This is a genomic window from Candidatus Alcyoniella australis (genome assembly GCA_030765605.1).
GTDB lineage: Bacteria > Lernaellota > Lernaellaia > JAVCCG01 > Alcyoniellaceae > Alcyoniella > Alcyoniella australis.
In genome coordinates this window covers 17,748-35,169 of sequence record JAVCCG010000093.1, presented here as the reverse complement: position 1 = coordinate 35,169, position 17,422 = coordinate 17,748, and the positions used below count along the sequence as shown (strand labels likewise).

The window sequence follows — 17,422 nt, the reverse complement described above, 5'->3', positions numbered from 1 at the left end:
AGTTAGGGCGTCTTGGGGCTGAACTCGCAGAACGCCGGGTAGTCGGCGGGCAGTCCCGCGGCGTAGGGCGAGCTGTAGGTTCCTAATGGATGGTCGGCGAAAAACTCGATGATTGTGCTCGACGACATCTTGCTCGGGCCCATGTTGTGAAGGCTGCCGTGGTTGCAGATGATCACGTCGTGGCCGCGCGCGTTGAGGTATTGCCGGTCGTTCTCCGCGTACTTGCCAAACGGCAGCACGTTGATATCCATTATGCCACCGTGGATCCGCAGCTCGGCATACTGGTTGGTCGTGGTCAGCTCCGGCCAGTTGGACATCGCGTACATTATGGTGTTGGCCGAATTCGAGGCGTAGACGCCTGAGTAGCCGCCGGTCGAGGCGATCACGTCGCCGCGGGTGACCATCAGCATGCACGAGACGGCGTCGCCGAACGAGAAGCCCATGGTGTGCACGTGGTCGTAGTCCACGCCCCAGCACTTGTCGATCTGGGCCAGCAGATCGTCGAACAGCCGCACCTCGCGGTTGGCGGGATTTGAGGCGTCGAACAGATCCCAGTCAAAGATCATGCCCTTGCTGTTTTCGGGGGTCACGGCGATAAACGGCATGGCAACGTTGTTCACCTGGCCGCTGACCAGACGCCGCATGTTGGTCGCCGTATCGCCATAGCCGTGCCAGTTGAAGACCACGGGCCACGGCCAGCTCTCTTCCACGCCGTTGGGCAGGTCGATGTAAAACGAACGCTCAATGCCGTCGACCATGAAGCCGGTGTTCCAGCCGGCCTGCAGCGTGTCGCACCCCGGTGGCGGGTCCGCGTCGTCGTCGCTGTCGTCATCTCCGGCCGCGTCGTCGTCGTCAGCCGTATCGTCATCCGCGACATCGTCATCTGTATCGTCGTCGTCATCGCCGGAATCGCAGGCTGCGGCCAGCGCGATGATCAGCATCACGGCAGCCAGGACTGCGATCCAACACAGCTTGCGCGTGATCTTCATCGAAAACCTCTCTTTTAAGTACAGCTCAGGGTATCCGGTTTTCTTATCCGGGTGAAGCGCTACGGCTCCCGCGCAGTTTAATCTTGCAGTCGACCGAACATTTGGGTATTAAGACAAGTAGGCGTGAACCTGCGGTACTTGCGGATAATTGGTAATGAAAAAACGCGTCCTGATCGTGGACAACGATCCGGCGGTACGCCGTATCGCCGCTGAGTTCATCAAGCTCTACCTGAGCAAGACCGATGTCGAGCACGAGGTGCATACCGCGGCCGACATCGGAGATGCGCTGGCCAACCTGCGCTTCGTCGCCCGTCAGGACAACGGCCGCATACCCTACGACCTGCTGATCCTCGACGTCACGCTCCAGGGCGAATCGGGCATCGACCTGTACAAGCAGATCTGCGACAAGTACCCCGAGTTGCAGGGCAAGGTGATCTTCATCACCGGCTTTGCCCGCGGCAGGCTCGAGGTGCTCGAGATGGAGGACGTGGACTGCCTGTTCAAGCCCTTTGACTTCGAGCTGTTCAAAGCCAAGCTCGACAAGCACCTGCTATAGGCCGTCGCAAGCTCTTATGAATTAGATACTGGGCTCGACTTCGGGATAGATCCGGCGGTCGACGAACTCCACTGCCGCGCCCCAGTCAGAACTCAGCTCGGCGATGCGCTCGCCGTGCGGCGTTTTCAGCTCGAGATCGATGCGCGCCACCTTGCTGTTGTTGCACCACAGGTTCGAGCCGTCGGGGTCCATGTAGGTCACGCAGATCAGGTCCTCGAAGCGCGAGGTAATCTCACCGCGGGCTACGGCCTCGGGGCCGCGGGCCTCGAAGCTCCACTTGCCCAGCTCCCAGCGGCTGTCGTTGCTCACCAGTTGCCGCAGACTGTTGAACTTGTAGTCGCGGCCGTTGCAGCGCACGTAGAACAGCTTCATCGGCGGGCTGGTCAGCGTCCCGAGCTTAACCTGGGCGTGCAGTCCCTCCCAGATTGCATCGGGATCCTGGTCGAACATGTTGCAGTGCCCCCAAGCCCAGCGCAGGCCGTGTTGGCTGCCCCAGATGTGGGTCTGCTGGCCCGGGACCCCGTCGAGCTCGATCCGGCGGCCGCAAACCTCGATCCAGCCGCGGAACAGCGCATGCTCGTGAGGCGCGATCACCTTGGTCTTGGGCAGTTTGGCGCGGTACATCAGCTCCGTGGGAAAATGCCGAAACGCGGGCAGCGCCGAGTCGAAGCGCAGGTTCCAGCGCAGCGAGAGCCCCTGCTCCGCGCGGACCAGTTCGCCGCTGCACGAATTGCCCGTGAGCTGGGCATCGGCCATCCGCAGATCGAGGCGGTCACGCTCCCAGCGCAGCCGGTCGATGGCGAAGCGATCCTTGAGCGCGAAGTTGTTGGAAGGGTCGGCGGCGTTGAAGAAGATCCCCCACAGCTCGCAGTACGGCTCGCCCACAGCGGTCAGCGGGCTGGTCAGCGTATAGCGCAGCCAATAGGCCGTGCGGCTCTGCGGATGATTGAACTTCAGGTAGTAGACCTCGTACGCGCCACGGGACTCTCCGTCCCAACGCAGCAGATTGGCTCGTTCCTTTTCTCCGGCGATCATGATCACGCTCCTGGGAAACGGGTTGCAGCCCGCACGCTGGTCGACCGGCCTCCGTTGTCGATCCGGGCAAAAGTCGATCTTGATTAAATCAGAAACAACCCGAACTTTGCCAGGTCGATCTGCTCCGTTTTCTGTTGACACGCGAGGATCGGTTAAAATAGTGTTTAGAGAACAATGAAATATACATTCAGCCGGCGGCACCGGAGACTTACTCTTCATGACTAACGACGAATTTAAGCCTGATAGCCGGGTTGTCGACGAACGCTCGCTGATCACCGTCGAGTCGCAGCCCGAGCCCACAATCCCCCAGGCGCAAGATCCGTTGCAAACATCGGTCGGCATTCGCACACAACTGCACGGCCGAGCGGAGCTCGACGACATCTTCCGCATGTTTAACGTGATCCACCGCGAGGAGCGCACCGGCGTACTGCGCCTGCGCTGCGGTGATCGGGGGCGCGACCTATACCTGGTCCAAGGCAGGCTGGTCGACGTGCGCTCCGACCCCTTCGACCCCTCAGAGTGCCTGGGGCGCGTGTTACAGCGGGCCGGGTTCGTCGAACAAAAGGACGTGATCAATTCGTTGAAAAAGGCCTCGGGCAGCAAGCTGCGCCAGGGCGAGGCGCTGATCACGCTCGGGCTGCTGAACAAGGAGCTGCTCAACCGTACGCTTAAGGCGCAGATCGAAACCAAGCTCTATCCGTTGTTCGAGTGGAACCGTATCGACTTCGAGTTCCAGGATCGCGAGCGGCTGCCCGGCGGGCTGGCGATGTCCAACGTCAAGCTCCCTTGGCTGATAATGCAGCTGGCCTGGAAGCGTTACCCGATGAAGGAACTGCGCAAGCGCTTTGAGCCGATCTCATCCAAATACATTGGCCGCGCCGAGAAACGGCTGTACAAAAGCTCCGACTACGGCTTCGGGACGGGGATGCAAAAGTTCTGGGATGAGATCCTCAATCGCGACCAGGAATGGCAGCGGCTGCTGATTATCTCCAACCTCAAGGAGTCCCAAACCTACAGCGCGGTCTGGGCCCTATTGCTTACCGGCTCGCTGATAGTGTTGGACAAACCACGGCAGGACACCGACGCGATCCGCATGGAGAAGCTTCGGGAGCATCTCAAGGACATCGAGAAATTCAACCGATTTGAACGGCTGCGCATCCACTGGTCGGCCGACTCGCAGATGGTGGAAAAGGCCTGGGCCAAGCTCAAACCCCAGCGCGAGCAAAACGCGAAAACCACCGAGGGGATCGAGCAGCATCTGCATAAACAGATCTACAAACTGTCCAAGCAGGCCTACCAGACCTTGCGCGATACGGAAAAGCGCAAAGAGTACCGAACCAAGGTGTTCGACGAGTTCTTCCTCGAAGTCAACTCCGACATCTTCCGCCAAAAGGGCGAGGGCCTGCTGTTTACAAAGTCTGAGTACGACAAGGCGATCGAAGAACTACACAGCGCGATCGAGGTCTTCGACAGCGAGGGCGAGTATTACGCGACCCTGGGTCTGGCAATATTCCTGAAGCACCAGCGCCGCGATAGCGAAAAGATGAAGCACGGCCGCGATCTGATCAAGAAGGGCATCATCATGCGCCCGCGCTCTGAGTCGAGTTACATCTGCCTGGGACTAATGTACAAGGCCGGTGGTAAAAAGGGACAGGCGCTCGAGGCGCTAAACAAGGCGCTGGAGTTCAATCCCAAGAGCCTCTTCGCCAAGTCGGAGATCAGGACGATCGAGACCGGGGAATCCGACGAGGATCGCAACAAGGCGCTGGCTGAGTTCCTCGATCGTCGATCCGACCGCGATAAAGAGTGGGACGAACGTGTCGATACGCTGGGTAAAAAGAAAAAGAACTGACGCGACACCGATTCGACGTTAGAGCATGATTGTTTGAAAATGTTGCCGCCGGATGCGGGAATAAGGGGCGTCGCCATGATCGAACCAAAGCTCAAGCCTGCTCCGAAAAGGGCCGTGGAGCAAGGGGGCCAGGTCAACTACGGCTATTACCTCGGCGAGTTCGCCGAACTCAACCTGCTCGACGCCCCGCTCGATGGCCGCGGCAGCCGCGAACCGCGGCTGATACGCAAGCTGCGGCTCAAGGAATGGCAGCACGTGGCGCTGATCAGCCCCACGCACTGGGTCAGCCTCTCGATGGTCAACGCCCAGTACCTCAACGTCAGCTGGTGCTACGTGTTCGACCGCGAATCAGGTGAGCTGATCGAGCACAAGCACAACGCCCGGCCCGGCGCCGTACGTGTGCCGCGCGAACTGTGGAACGACACCTGCTCGTTCGTACTGCCCGGCTATGGGGTGCGCATCCACAATCAACTCGCCCAGGGGCGGCACGTGATCGAGATCGACATCGCCGCCACAAAAAAGCTGCCCGCGTTCGCCGGCCGAGTGATCGCCTACGAGGATCCGGACGAGGTCCAGCCGCTGATCCCACTGTTGCCGATGTCCTCGGGCCGCACGTTCTATACCCACAAGGTGCCCACGCCGATCGAGGGCGAGCTGACCGTGGGTGAGCGCAAGCTGACCTTCGAGCGTGGGCGCGACGTGGCGCTGTTCGACGTGCACAAGGCGTTCTACCCGTTCCGCACCTACTGGAACTGGGCGACCTTCGCCGGCCGTGATGAAAAGGGCGGGCTGATCGGCGCCTCGTTCACCCAGGGCACGGCCTTTGACGGCCGGGAGCACACCGAGAACTGCCTGTGGAGCGGCAACACCATCGCGCTGCTGCCCCAAGTGCGCTTTGAGGTGCCAAAGGACACCCTCGATCGCTGGAAGCTCTCCACCTTGGACGGCCGTTGCGAGCTCGAGTTCGAACCCCAAGGGCAGCGCTCCGAGTCGATCCGGGTCGGACCGATCATCTCGGAGTATTTCCAGCCCTTCGGCCTGTTCAACGGGTTCATCGTCGACGAGCAAGGCGTGCGCCGCGAGATCAAAAACCAGTTCGGCTGCACCGAGAAACACGCCTCGACCTGGTAGCAGCTCGGAGCTGCTGCAAAACCCGCGAGCGAACCAAACACTTGACTCAGCGACGCTTGCCGCGCCGCGGGATTGGTATGTGGATCAATGGCTAACCCACATGATTCAGACGATGGCGGAGGGAGTGGGATTCGAACCCACGGAACCTTGCGGTTCTCCGGTTTTCAAGACCGGCGCCTTCGGCCGCTCGGCCATCCCTCCTTTAGCAATGCAGACCAGCCCGGATTATTCATCCGGACGCGGCGAATTATTGCACGTGGCCTCAGAGGGCGGCAACTCCGCCCACCCGATCCCGTGGCCAGAGAAGTGCGTAATATTGTGAACGCAATACTTGGACAGCGTTCGCCGGGTGGCTCGTGGCATTTCGACCGAGGTTTGTTCGCGTGCCTTGCTCGACCCTTCAGCGCCGCAGCTCCATCGGTGCTTTGGCGCCCAGGGGCAGCGAGTCCGGGCCGGCAACTTCGCCCTGGTCGGGCACGATCAGCGCCTGGCTAAAACCAACGTTGATCGGGTCGCCGGTCGAATCGATCGTGACCTGGGCCGAGCCGCGCGTCACCCAGATCTCGACACCGGCGCCGGTGTGCTCGACCTTGACCGTTCCCTGGCAGCGGACCAACGCGCGTCCGGCCGCGATCAACATCCCGCCGTTGCTGCAGTCGGTCCAGACCGCGATCATCTTGTCCGGCGAAAGCAGCAGGCAACTCTCGCGCATGCCCACCGTTGCCTGGGCAGCGGTCTTGATCGGCGCCTGAAACATCACTCGACCCAGCCCTTTTACCTCGAGCATCATTCCCGGCCTGACCTTGCTCATCCCCAGCTTGCAGCGATCCTGGTCCGCAGGGATGCGCAGCACGTCGCCCTGCTCCAGGTAGCGCGGGTAGTTCAGGTCCGTGGGCATCAGCTCGGTCTCGCCGCGCACGATGACCACGTTGCAGGCCCATTCGACGAACGTCTCGGGGAACTTGTCGGCGGCAAAACCGAACGCGGGCAGCGCTACAGTCAGGATCACGACCGCCAAGAGCACCGGATACGAATTTCTCGTCATGGCAGACTCCATTCGCTATCGACTGTGCTCGACTCTGGTTCTATCATTTAATTATAGGACCATCGCATTGCGCCGGGCAAACCAATGTGGGCCGGCCTGCGCTGCATGCTATAGTCGCTCGAACCAAATGTCGGAAGTCCCAAATGAATACCCCATCCTCGATTGTTATCAAAAAATAGGCCGTAGCCGTTGACTGGGCAAAAATAGCATTGAAGGCTTTGGCTGCTATTTCGTATTTACTGCGACTGTGCGCCGCGTTAGCAGGGACGTTTGTGTTGACCAAATGGTGGCTGTCCACCACCGACGCCCCGCAAATGGATATTTTTCTACATTACATAGGGCAGCTCGATGTGGTTATTGCAAAGCCTCCCCTTTGCGACCAGGTCGAATCGTTTCACCTATGATCTGCGGGACCTGGCCGCGATAATCGTCAGCCTGAACATCGCGCTGATGGTCTGGTTTCATTTCGGCGATCGCTGGTCGCCCACCTCGCGTCTGTGTGCAATTTTTTCGCTGGGGATTGCCGACCTGTTTTTCGCCCCGTTGCTGTGGTCGGCACATCAAAATCGGTTTCCCCGACTCCTCGCGCCGCTGCGCATCCCGGCGGTGGGATTGATGTGTCTGATCCCGATCGCGCCGCTGATCGCGGTCAGGCCTCAAGGGATTTATCACACGATCGAACCTGACTCTGCTTTTAACAAACTGTTCGATTCGGCGTACTATCAAGCGCTGCTCGACCCGTCCGATCAAGCGCTTTATTTAACCTCAGAGGTCGACTCGATCAGCCGTTTCAATCCGGTTGACGGCGAATTGCTGGTCAGCCAATCCGAGCGCTTTTACGAGGTGCAGGGCTTGGCGTTGGATGCGCCCTCGCGCCGGTTGATCGGCGCCACCACCGATTTTAAGACGCTCGTGCTCGATGCCGATAGTCTGGAGATACTGGATTTATTGCCGCACAGTTATCTCCCGCCCAGAGACCTCAACAACTGGACGTTCAACAAATTTCGCATGATCTGGGATGCGCCGCGCCGGATCCTGATCGCCTCGAGCGACATTTTCCAGGTCCGGCTCTGTCCCGACGCCCGGACCGTGATCGCCGTTTACTACATGGGCACCCGGCGCGCAGCCCAGCTCGATCCGGCCCGCGACGAGCTGCACATGATCCTCACTTCCGAGCTGGTCTCCCTGAACACCGACACCCTGGAGGTTGTGCGCCGCCTAAACCTGGGGATGATTCCCGCTCGGTTGGCACTGGACGCTGTTGCTGATTGCATCTACGTCACACAACCGATCAGCGGATCGCTGATAAAGGTCGATTTGAATACATACAAGGTGATCCAGGAGATCCGCTCGTTTCCAGGGGTCAGGGTCGCGGCTGTGGATCACAAGCGTCGTTGGCTGATCGCGGCCGGTTTCTCGCCGCTGCTCGAGGTCTACTCGCTGGACGATTATTCTTTGATCGCGCGCATCACCGCGCCCACCTGGGCCCGCTGGATCGCCGTGGACGAGCAACGGGGCAAGGCCTATATCACGTTTCTGCCCAGCGGCCTGTGGGAGCTGGACTTGAACGCGCTCGAGGCCCGCTCAAAGCGTCTAAGCTGGCAGCGGATCGACCCGTTCTATACCCTGCTGAGTTTGCTGGATCACGAGTTGATCGTGCCGCGGATCATTACGACCACCCAATCGGATGTCGTCGAGGATCATCAGCCCTTGACCAGGCTGATCGATCCCGGGCAATGTCCGCAGGGCGATTGGACCATCGACGCGGATTAACGCGGACGCTTCGATCCCATACCTCATGCATGGCGAAGTCTGCGTGCAACGACTGCCGTGCATGATATAGTCGCATCAACTGTATAACCGGAGTCCACAATGGAGACCCTGCCGATTCTGATGGTCGTGTCCCTGCCCTCGGTGATCGACGGCTTCCTGACCCATTCAAAGGAGCTGATCGACAACGGCCAGTTCTTTCAGTTCCTGTTGCAATGGCCGGTGCTGGCGCTGTTCGCAGCATGGCTGATCGTCGGATTTCTGCGCAAGAGCAAGGCGCCGGTCGTACTCACCCTCGCGGTCTACGCCATCGGGCTGCTGATGCATATGACCAAGGTCGGCCAGCTCTCGCCGGGAGGTGATCCCGACGCCATGGTCTCCTCCGCCGGGCAAATCGCCCTGTCGACCGGCGGCGTATTCGTGGTGGTGATCGTTGTGATCTACATGCTGATCATCAAGGACTGACCGTACTCCGAAGACGATGAGTGAAGACCGCAGAATCGGCCTGACGGCCACGATTCCGGTAGAAGTCGTGCTCGCCGCGGGCTTAAAGCCGGTGGATCTCAACAACCTGTTCGTGGCCCACCCACACAGCGCACGACTGCTCCAGCTCGCCGAGGTCCAGGGCTTGCCGCGCCAGGTCTGCGCCTGGATCCGCGGGATCTACGCTGCGGCGGACGACGCCGGAATCCAGCGGCTGGCAGCAGTAGTGCGCGGCGATTGCACCAACGCCGAGGCGCTGGCCGAGCTGTGGCGTCATCGGGGCAAGGATGTCGTACGCTTCGCCTATCCGCTGCAGCCCGATCGCGCGCAGGTCGCCGAGGCGATCCAAGAGCTGTGCCGCGAGCTGCAAACCGATTTGCCAAGCGCCGAGCGCTGGCGCGAGCGCCTGATGCCGATCCGGCGCGACCTGGCGACCCTCGACGAGCTGTGCTGGCGCGAGGGCCGGGTCAGCGGCGGCGAATGCTTCAACTGGCAGGTGGCTTCCAGCGACTTTCGTTCCGACCCCGAGAGCTTCGGACGCGAGCTGGCGAGCTTTATCGAGCAGGCCGCCGCGCGCAAACCGCGAGCACCGCGAATCAGACTCGGAATCAGCGGCGTGCCGCCGGCGATCACCGACCTCTGCGATGTGCTCGAAACCTTGGGCGCCGATGTGCTGTTCCACGAGTCGCCGCGCCAGTTCAGCATGCCCTACCAAGTCCAAAATCTGGCCGAGCAGTACGCGCGCTACACCTACCCCTACCCCCTGCCGCTACGGCTGCGCGACGTACTCGAGCAGGTCCAGCTGCGCGGGCTGCACGGTGTGGTGCACTACGTCCAGGCGTTCTGTTTCCACGGAATCGAGCACGCTGTGCTGCGCGAGCGTTCGCCCGTGCCCGTGCTGCTGCTCGAGGGCGACGAGCCGGGCCCCACGGACGAGCGCACCCGCACGCGGCTGCAAGCGTTCATCGAACGCATCAGCCAGGAGCGCCAACTATGAACATACGCATCGTCACCCTGGGCTGCGCCAAGAACCGCGTGGACAGCGAACAGCTCGCCGCACTGCTTGCCGACGAGGGATTCGAGGTCTGGCACGGCGAGCCCGAGCCCGACGACCCGCCGGCGCAGATCGTGATCGTCAACACCTGCGGATTCATTGCCGAGGCTCAACTCGAGGCGCTGCAGACCCTCGAACATTACGCCCGGCTCAAAGGAACGGACCACGGGCCGCAACGGCTGGTGGCCGCCGGCTGCCTGTCCCAGGGCTACGCCGGGTTGATCCAAAGCAAGGTGCCGCAGGTCGATCTGCTGATCGGCACCTCGGACGTGGCCCGCGCACCGCAACTGATCCGCGAAATGCTCGAGGGTAAGGCACGACCCGCGCGACTGATTGCAGCGCTGGGCTCACATTCCCTCGACGAGCAGCTGCCGCGAATGATCGACCACAACGCGATCCAGGCCTACCTGCGGCTGTCCGAGGGCTGCTCCAATCGCTGCGCCTACTGCGTGATCCCAAACCTGCGCGGCGCGTTCCGCTCGCGTCCGGCCGAGCTGATCGAGGACGAGGCGCACGCGCTGGCCCAGGCCGGAGTGGTCGAGCTGACGCTGATCGGCCAAGACAGCGCGGCCTACGGCATGGACCTCGAGGCCGGAGTGGACCTGGCCGACCTGCTGCCGCGCCTGGCCCGCGCCGCGCCCGGCTGCTGGCTGCGGCTGATGTACGCCCATCCCGCATCGTTGCTCGAGCGCGCGCAGCGGCTGCTGCCGGCCCTGGCCGAGCACGCCCTGTCCTACATCGACCTGCCGCTGCAACACGGCTCCGACGAAATCCTCGCGGCCATGGGACGGCGCATCAACGCCGAACAATCGTTGGATCTGATCCAGCGGCTGCGCGCCGCAATCCCCGGGCTGACCTTGCGCACCACGATGATCATCGGCTTCCCCGGTGAAACCGACCGGCATTTTGAGGAGCTGCTGACGTTCGTGCAGCAGGCGCGTTTCGACCTGCTCGGCGCGTTCAGCTACTCGCCGATGAGCGGCACCCGGGCCTTTGATCTACCCGGCCGCGTACCTGACGAGCTGGTCCAAGCGCGCTTGGCCGAACTACTGGCCGTGGCCGAAGAGGCGGCCGAGCCCGCACGGATTGAACGCGTGGGCAGCCAAGTCGAGGTGCTGATCGAGGGGCCCAGCGGCCTTGAGGACTACCCGCTGATCGGACGCTCCCAATCCCAAGCGCCCGAGGTCGACGGCGTAACCTACCTTCGCGGCGCGGCGCTCGAGCCCGGCACGCTCGTATTAGCAAAGCTTGAGGGCTTCAGCGGATCCGACGACTTCGGGTGCCTTTGAGGCACTGCAAAACTCGCGCAGACCGCTGATCGTATGGCAACGACCCTCCCCGCGACGGCACCTTGGAGGTGCCAGCAACACTCGCATAGGACCGCCCGCCCGTCATCAGCGTCGCAGGCTCCATGCCGCGCACAGCCCCCAGACCAGGGCCGCGGGCAACACTTTGAAAGCGTAATAGCAAAGCTCCAGCGGCTGCTGATTGACGATCGCCGGCTCGAGCAGCGCGTAGGGGGTAGGCAGGGCCAGCCAGATCCAGCTCAGCCACAGCAGCTTGGAGGGCCGCTGCAGCGCCAACAGCGCCAGCACCGGCAGCAGCATCACGTACTGGTGCTCCCAGACGTGCTTGTAGACCAGGAAGTAGCTCGCCATCCACAGGCAGCACAGCTCGACGATCCGTTCGGGCCGCGAGCGTAGGGTGATCAGCAGCGTGAGCGCAGCCACGGCAGCGGCCAACGCGCTCAGGGTCCGGCCGCGATGTTCGGGGCTGACATAGTGGCCAACGCCGATCTCTTGCTGCGCGTGGTTTTGCTCGTCGAGCACCGGCGTGCCGAACTGGTCCAGGGCGCGGTCGGCCAGGCGCTGCATTCCCAGGTTGCCGCGGGTGAATCCGGCGGGATAATCAGAGGCGAAGTTGCGTCCGAATTCTGCTAGGGTTTGGGGGTGCATAGCGAAGTACGGAGCGCAGAACAAAACAACCGCCGCCAGACACAGCAGCGCCAGTCTGGTGCGGCGTCCGCGCCACAGCGCGGGCAGCAGCAGCAGGGTGTTGCCTTTCCACGCCAAGCTCGCCGCAAAGGCCAGTCCCGCGCTCAGGGTCTTGCGCTGGGCCAACCCGATGCAGGTCGCGAAGAACAACACTGCCTGCAGCCAGCTATATTGGCCGATGTACAGCTCGAGGTAGTACGGATAGAAGGCCAGGGTCAGGGCGATCGCCGGGTAGACCGCGCGACGTCCTCTTCCGCGCCGCCACAGCGCTACCACAAACCAGGCCAGCAGCGCCTCGAGAAACCCGACCCACAGCGCATAGGCTGCCAGCGGGCGCAGCAGGCTCAGCGGCATGCCGATCAGCAGCGCGGCCAACGGCGAATAGCGAAAGGCGTAGCGGTACGGGATCTGCGGATCCTCAGGCGGGCTGTAGATCGAGACGCCGCCCCGCAGGTTGGACCCGGCGGAGTAGACCGCGAACAGGTCGGCTCCGTGCTGCCGGACGTGGCGCGGATCGTGGGCCAGATCGTCGAGCCAGCCCAGGCTGAGGCTGGCCAGGAACAGCAGGTGCACTGCCAAGCCCAGCGCGATCAGCGCGCGGCCGAGGGTTGATCCGTGGCGCGGCGCCGGGGCGCTCACCTGATTTTGGCGGCCGCGGCGGCCCTACTGTTGCTGCAACTGCTGCTGTCCATACCCTTTGAGTATAACCGCGTGGACGGCTTTGACACCCGCTTTTCCGCGGTGACCCTCGACGACTCCTGGATCCATTTTATCTACGCGCGCAGCTTATCGCGCCTCCAACCGTTCTGGTACAACCCCGGCCAGCCCGAGACCGGCACCACCAGTCCGCTGTGGTGCGCGCTGATTGCGCCGTTCCTCTGGTTCGGCATCGCCCCGACTTTTGCCTCCAAGGTGCTGGGAATTATCGCAGCCGCGGCACTGGCCCTGCTCGCCGCGCGCATCGCCGGCCGCTTGATGTCGCTGCCGTTTGCAGTGGCCGCCGCAACGTTGCTGCTGCTCGATCCGCTGTTCGGCTTTGCCAAGCTCTCGGGCATGGAGGTGCTGATAGCCTCGGCGCTGATGGTCGGCACGATCGCGATGTTGCTCGAGCGGCGCTGGGCCGCGGCCTCGCTGCTGGGCGCCCTGGCCGTCTGGGCGAGGCCCGATACGTTGATCGTGGCCCTGATCGCCGTGCCGCTGCTGGCCCTGGCCGCGCTCGAGGGCAAACGCTCGCAGCGGGCAATCCCCTGGCGCGCGGTATTGATCTTCGCCGTGGGCCCGGCCCTGGCCGCCCTGGCCTGGGGCGGGTTCTGTTATTGGGCCACAGGCCGTTGGCTGCCCGCGACCTATTACATCCGCGGCCAGGGCATGGCCGCGCAGCTGCTGAGCCTGGACTCGGCGCGGATCGTACTCGCAGAGATGACCGACGGCTCGCCGCTGTTCTCCGGCCCGCTCAAACTGGCCTGGGCCGGGATCGGCGCGCTGGCGCTTTGCATCTGGGCCCTGGCGCCGCGCCGCCGCGATTGGGTCCGGCTGCTGTTGGTTCTGGTGCCGCTGTGCTATTTGGCGCTGCTCGGCGGCCGGGTGATCAACCTGATAGGCGGCAGCTTCACCGGCAACCGCTATGTGATCCCGGTTTTCGCGCTGATGGTGATCTGGGCGCTCTATCCTGCGCACCTGATCTCCGAGGCGTTGGCCCAACGGCTGAAGCTCAAGCGCTCGGCAATCGCGGCCTGGATTGCGGCCCTGGTCGTGGTCTGCGGCCTGTTCGCGCCGCCGGGGCATACCATCCAGCGTTGGCGCGAGCTGACCCGCGAATTCACACTCTCGGCGCAGAACCTCGAACTCATGCACCTGCGCATCGGTCGCTGGATCAACGAGCATTACCCGAACGAGCCGACCCTGGCGCTGTACGACGCGGGCGCCATCGCCTATTTGGTCGACTCCACGGCAATCGACATCGGCGGGCTGAACAACTCGCGCTACGAGGTGTTCGACGAGGCCCACGCCGCGGCCGACCTGCAGTGGTTCGAAAGCTACTGCCATCGCCTCGAAGGGCTGGCCGACCTGCTGATCATCTACCCGCAGCACTACCCGAGCCTGGCCCGGCGCTACTCCGAGCGCGAGGTCTTCCGCGTCCAACTCGACGATCCGCTGATCACCCTGGGCGACACAATGGTGGTCTATCGGCTGAACAACTGATGGGCGAACAGCACAAGCGCCCAAACCACTTAAACGGCTTGGTCTATTCAGCGCGTTGGGCGCTGGGCGCGGCGGCGTTCCTGTGGCTGGCCTGGAAGCTGGTGGCGCGGCAGCTGGGCAATGCGCCCCACGACGCGTTGGCAATACGGCTGACCCAGCTCGACCTTTACGCGGCGCTGGTCCCGTGGCTGCTCTGGGCCGGGCTGCTGCTATGCGTGGTTCCGCTGGCCAGGCTGACCAAACAGCGGGGCACCGGCTATCGCGCCGGGCTTGGATTGCTGCTCGCCATACTCAGTACAGCACCCGCGGTTGTGGCGCTGTGTTTGGCTCGAGACGATTACATCCCCTTGGCTGCTCTGGCCGCCCTGACGCCGCTGGCGCTGGGCGCGCTGCTCACGCCGCTGGAGGCCAAGGCGCTACGTTACCTGCCGCTGCTAAGCGACCTGCTGCTGCCCCTGCCGCTGTGGCGCAGCTACGCTGGGCGCAGCCGCGTGCTTGCGGCGTTCAAGCCGTTGAGCCTGTTGATCCCCCTGGCGTTGCCCGTGCTCGCGCTGTTTTTATGCCCCGCGCCGCGCCAGAGCCTGCCGCGGGTCAGCCCCCAGGCGCAACAGCTGATCGCCGAGGTCGGCCTCTACCAGTGCGCCCTGGACCCGCTGGAGCGCAGGCTGTGGATCACCGACGACAAGCACACGCTGTACTTGTTGCCCCTGGACGATCCCGCGGCATACGCAGTCCAACCTATCGACTCATCGCAATTTCAGTACGTGGGGTTCGACCCGGCGCGGCGCATCGCCTATCACCTCCCGCCGGGACTACGCGAGCTGCTGCTGATCCAGATGGACGACCCCTCGCGCGTCGAGCGCCTGCCGCTGTTGGTCAAGCTCGACAAGACCCAGGTCTTTCCGATCTGGATCGACGGTTTCGCGCGACTGTTGATCAGCTCCGAGACCCAGGGCGCGCTGCTAATAAAGCCCGAGGGCGAGGTGTTGCAGCGCAATGCGGATTTGGGAACCACGGCCTTTGCCGCGTGGGACGCGCAACGCGATCGGCTCTACATCGCGCCGCATTCGCGCTCCGAGCTGCTGGCCCTGGGCGGCGCGACTCTGAAGATCGCGGCTCGCCTGGCCTGCCCGCCTCAGGCCGGGCACATGGCGCTGGACGAGCAGGGCTCGACCCTTTGGACCTGTTATCCCAGGCTGGGCGAAGTGCGGCCGGTGGACCTGACGCGTTTCGAGTTCGCGGGCCGCGGCAAGGTCGCGCCGGGCGTGCGCGTGCTGGCATTGGACGAGCAACGCGGCCTACTGTTCTGCGGTGGGTTCTCGCCCTACCTCGACGTGCTTGAGCTGCCGAGCCTTGCGCGCGTGGCGCGTCTGAGCGTTCCAGGGTGGCAGCGCGGGATGTTCGCGGATCAAGAGCACGAGCGGCTGTACATCACCACCCGCGATCACGGTTTGTGGAGCGTGGATTATTCGCGCATCAAAGGCGAGCACAACGGCTCGATGCTCACCGACCTGACATTGGAACTGCTGCGCCTGGCCGCGCGCGTCAGCGGCGGCTGACGCTACTCCTTATCCCACTTGCCCTTGGAGCGTAGCTGCTCGACCTCTTTTTCCGCCTGGGCCTTGATCAGCAGGTAGTCGGTCTTGGCCACGCGGTTGAGCGGGAACTGGCCGTGCTCAACGATCACGTAGTGCAGCGGCCGCATGTACGAGGCCATGCCCCTGGCGTGCTCGTGCAGGTCGGCCTCGGTCAGCTCGACGTCGGGCTGCTTCTCAACAAAGCAGACGATCCCCTCGGAGAACACCTCGTGCTCCACGCCCACGGCGCCCGCTGCCGCCACCTTCTCGCGCAGTTCGCAGAAGTGATCCTCGATCTGGGCCGGGAATACCTGATAGCCCTTGGGCTTGATTACGTGCTTGGCGCGTCCGGCGAAGTGCAGGCCCTTATCGTCGACAAATCCCAGGTCGCCGGTGTAGAGAAAGCCGTCGTTGGAGATGGTCTTGGCCGTGGCCTCGGGATTGTTGACGTACGTCAGGAAGGTCTGCGGGCCGGTAAAACAGATGTTGCCCACCTCGCCCTGGGGCAGTTCGTCCCCGGCCGAGCCGTCGGAGCGCATCTCTTTGCGGATCGACAACGGGTAGACCGGCATGTCGAAGCCCACGCCGGCGAGGATGTCGTCCACCGTACCGTCCAGCGGCGAGTACGTGCAGAAGCCCGCGGTCTCGGTCAGGCCCAAGCCGGTGCCGAACCCCGGGGCCATCTGCGAGAGCCGTTCGAGGAACTGCCGCGAGACCTGCTGTCCGCCGTAGAGCGCGAAGCTCAGGCTCGAGAGGTCGAATTGATCGTAGTCCGGCAGCCGCCACTGCAGGGCGAACAGCGCCGGGATCTGGCCGAAGCTGTTGATCTTGTAATCCTGGATCGCCTTCAGCGATTTGGCCGGGTCGAAGATGTGCAGAATCACCGCTGTGCCGCCGCCGAACATTACGGTCATCAGCTGCTCGGTCTGGCAGCCGACGTGGGACGGCGGCAGGTTGACCAGCATCCGCGCATTGTCCTCGTCGATACCGAACGCCGCGCCGAGACACATGTTCTGGCAGGTGATGCTGCGGTGGCTTAAAAGCGCGGGCTTGGGATAGCCGGTGGAGCCGGTGGTAAAGATCACCAGGCAGCCGTCGTCCTCGCTCACGGCGTTGGTCATCTGCATGTAATCGGCCAGCAGCTTGGAGGACGAGGGATCGGCCAGCGCCTCCATGCCCAGCCGCTTGGCGTCCGCGCCCAGGTCGTGGATGCTCAGCACGCCCTCGATAGTTTCGGAGGGGTCGGCGAACTGCACCAGGTGTTTGACGAACGGGCAGTTGGCCTGCACCGCCTTGCCCAGCTCGCTGAAGTCGGCGTGGGGCGTCTTGCCTAAAAAGGCGTAGCCCTTGGCCTTGACCAGGCCCAGGCTGCGGATCACCTCGGGGCCTTTAAGCCGCAGGTCCAGCGGCACGAAAACCACGCCGATCTTAAAGCAGGCGTACTCGAGGAAAATGTGCTCGGTGAGCAGCGGCAGGCTGGTGGCGAAGAAGTCGCCCTTTTTAAAGCCCATCTGGATCAGCTTCAACGCCAGGGCCGTGGCGCTTTGATCGAGGCGCTGCCAACTGACCTCGACGCGGGTGTCGGCGTTGATGATCGCCAGGGCCTCGGGTTTTTCCGCGGCCCACTTGGCCACCACTCCGTGCAGCAAATGGCGGTCGGCGTACTCGGTCTCAAAATCCTTCAGCGTAAGCTGCGGCACTCCATGACGCTTGGGATACTCCCCCATTGGTCCC

Annotated in this window: 14 protein-coding genes and 1 tRNA gene; 9 read left to right on the top strand and 6 right to left on the bottom strand. The window is 63.1% G+C overall.

Translation table 11 applies throughout. The features are described from left to right. Positions 1-2 precede the first annotated feature (2 nt). Positions 3-989 carry a hypothetical protein gene (locus P9M14_10435; GenBank protein ID MDP8256158.1) on the bottom strand — a complete coding sequence of 329 codons (987 nt, stop codon included), beginning with the start codon at positions 987-989 and terminating at the stop codon, positions 3-5. Between the two features lie 154 nt (positions 990-1,143). On the opposite strand from P9M14_10435, the gene P9M14_10430 reads away from it, so the two are divergent. After that, the gene (locus P9M14_10430; protein MDP8256157.1) at positions 1,144-1,545 is read left to right on the top strand and encodes a response regulator; all 402 of its coding nucleotides are present in this window, start codon (positions 1,144-1,146) and stop codon (positions 1,543-1,545) included. Between the two features lie 21 nt (positions 1,546-1,566). On the opposite strand, the gene P9M14_10425 is transcribed toward P9M14_10430, so the two are convergent. Further along, entirely contained in the window at positions 1,567-2,580 is a 1,014-nt protein-coding gene (locus P9M14_10425) for a tocopherol cyclase family protein (protein MDP8256156.1), read from the bottom strand. Between the two features lie 217 nt (positions 2,581-2,797). On the opposite strand from P9M14_10425, the gene P9M14_10420 reads away from it, so the two are divergent. Next, the gene (locus P9M14_10420; protein ID MDP8256155.1) at positions 2,798-4,432 is read left to right on the top strand and encodes a DUF4388 domain-containing protein; all 1,635 of its coding nucleotides are present in this window, start codon (positions 2,798-2,800) and stop codon (positions 4,430-4,432) included. A 75-nt stretch (positions 4,433-4,507) separates the two neighbouring features. Then, the gene (locus tag P9M14_10415) at positions 4,508-5,563 is read left to right on the top strand and encodes a DUF2804 domain-containing protein (GenBank protein ID MDP8256154.1); all 1,056 of its coding nucleotides are present in this window, start codon (positions 4,508-4,510) and stop codon (positions 5,561-5,563) included. A 113-nt stretch (positions 5,564-5,676) separates the two neighbouring features. Here the strand turns inward: P9M14_10415 and P9M14_10410 are convergent. Beyond that, positions 5,677-5,764: transfer RNA gene (locus tag P9M14_10410), tRNA-Ser, on the bottom strand. 199 nt (positions 5,765-5,963) lie between these two features. Then, positions 5,964-6,608, bottom strand: a complete 645-nt coding sequence (locus P9M14_10405) for a hypothetical protein (GenBank protein ID MDP8256153.1) — start codon at positions 6,606-6,608, stop codon at positions 5,964-5,966. A 357-nt stretch (positions 6,609-6,965) separates the two neighbouring features. Here P9M14_10405 and P9M14_10400 point away from each other — a divergent pair, with 357 nt between their 5' ends. The 4 genes from P9M14_10400 to rimO all read left to right on the top strand — a co-directional run bounded on the left by P9M14_10400 (position 6,966) and on the right by rimO (position 11,204). Continuing rightward, positions 6,966-8,381, top strand: a complete 1,416-nt coding sequence (locus tag P9M14_10400; GenBank protein MDP8256152.1) for a hypothetical protein — start codon at positions 6,966-6,968, stop codon at positions 8,379-8,381. A 99-nt stretch (positions 8,382-8,480) separates the two neighbouring features. Beyond that, positions 8,481-8,843, top strand: a complete 363-nt coding sequence (locus tag P9M14_10395; GenBank protein ID MDP8256151.1) for a hypothetical protein — start codon at positions 8,481-8,483, stop codon at positions 8,841-8,843. A gap of 16 nt (positions 8,844-8,859) precedes the next feature. Continuing rightward, on the top strand, positions 8,860-9,858 hold the full coding sequence (locus tag P9M14_10390; protein ID MDP8256150.1) for a 2-hydroxyacyl-CoA dehydratase: 999 nt from the start codon (positions 8,860-8,862) through the stop codon (positions 9,856-9,858). Continuing rightward, positions 9,855-11,204: a 30S ribosomal protein S12 methylthiotransferase RimO gene (gene rimO, locus P9M14_10385; GenBank protein ID MDP8256149.1), complete on the top strand. Its 1,350-nt coding sequence runs from the start codon at positions 9,855-9,857 to the stop codon at positions 11,202-11,204. Before P9M14_10390 ends, rimO begins: the two co-directional genes overlap by 4 nt. A gap of 105 nt (positions 11,205-11,309) precedes the next feature. On the opposite strand, the gene P9M14_10380 is transcribed toward rimO, so the two are convergent. Further along, on the bottom strand, positions 11,310-12,548 hold the full coding sequence (locus tag P9M14_10380) for a glycosyltransferase family 87 protein (protein MDP8256148.1): 1,239 nt from the start codon (positions 12,546-12,548) through the stop codon (positions 11,310-11,312). Between P9M14_10380 and P9M14_10375 the strand changes: the two genes are divergently transcribed. Then, a complete protein-coding gene (locus tag P9M14_10375) occupies positions 12,525-14,111 on the top strand; it encodes a hypothetical protein (protein ID MDP8256147.1) in 1,587 nt (528 codons plus the stop codon). The two genes, P9M14_10380 and P9M14_10375, sit on opposite strands and share 24 nt — an antisense overlap. Beyond that, the gene (locus P9M14_10370; GenBank protein MDP8256146.1) at positions 14,111-15,670 is read left to right on the top strand and encodes a hypothetical protein; all 1,560 of its coding nucleotides are present in this window, start codon (positions 14,111-14,113) and stop codon (positions 15,668-15,670) included. The genes P9M14_10375 and P9M14_10370 overlap by 1 nt, the downstream gene beginning before the upstream one ends. Positions 15,671-15,672: 2 nt before the next feature. Here P9M14_10370 and P9M14_10365 read toward each other — a convergent pair whose 3' ends face one another. Continuing rightward, entirely contained in the window at positions 15,673-17,415 is a 1,743-nt protein-coding gene (locus tag P9M14_10365) for a class I adenylate-forming enzyme family protein (GenBank protein MDP8256145.1), read from the bottom strand. Positions 17,416-17,422: the final 7 nt, after the last annotated feature.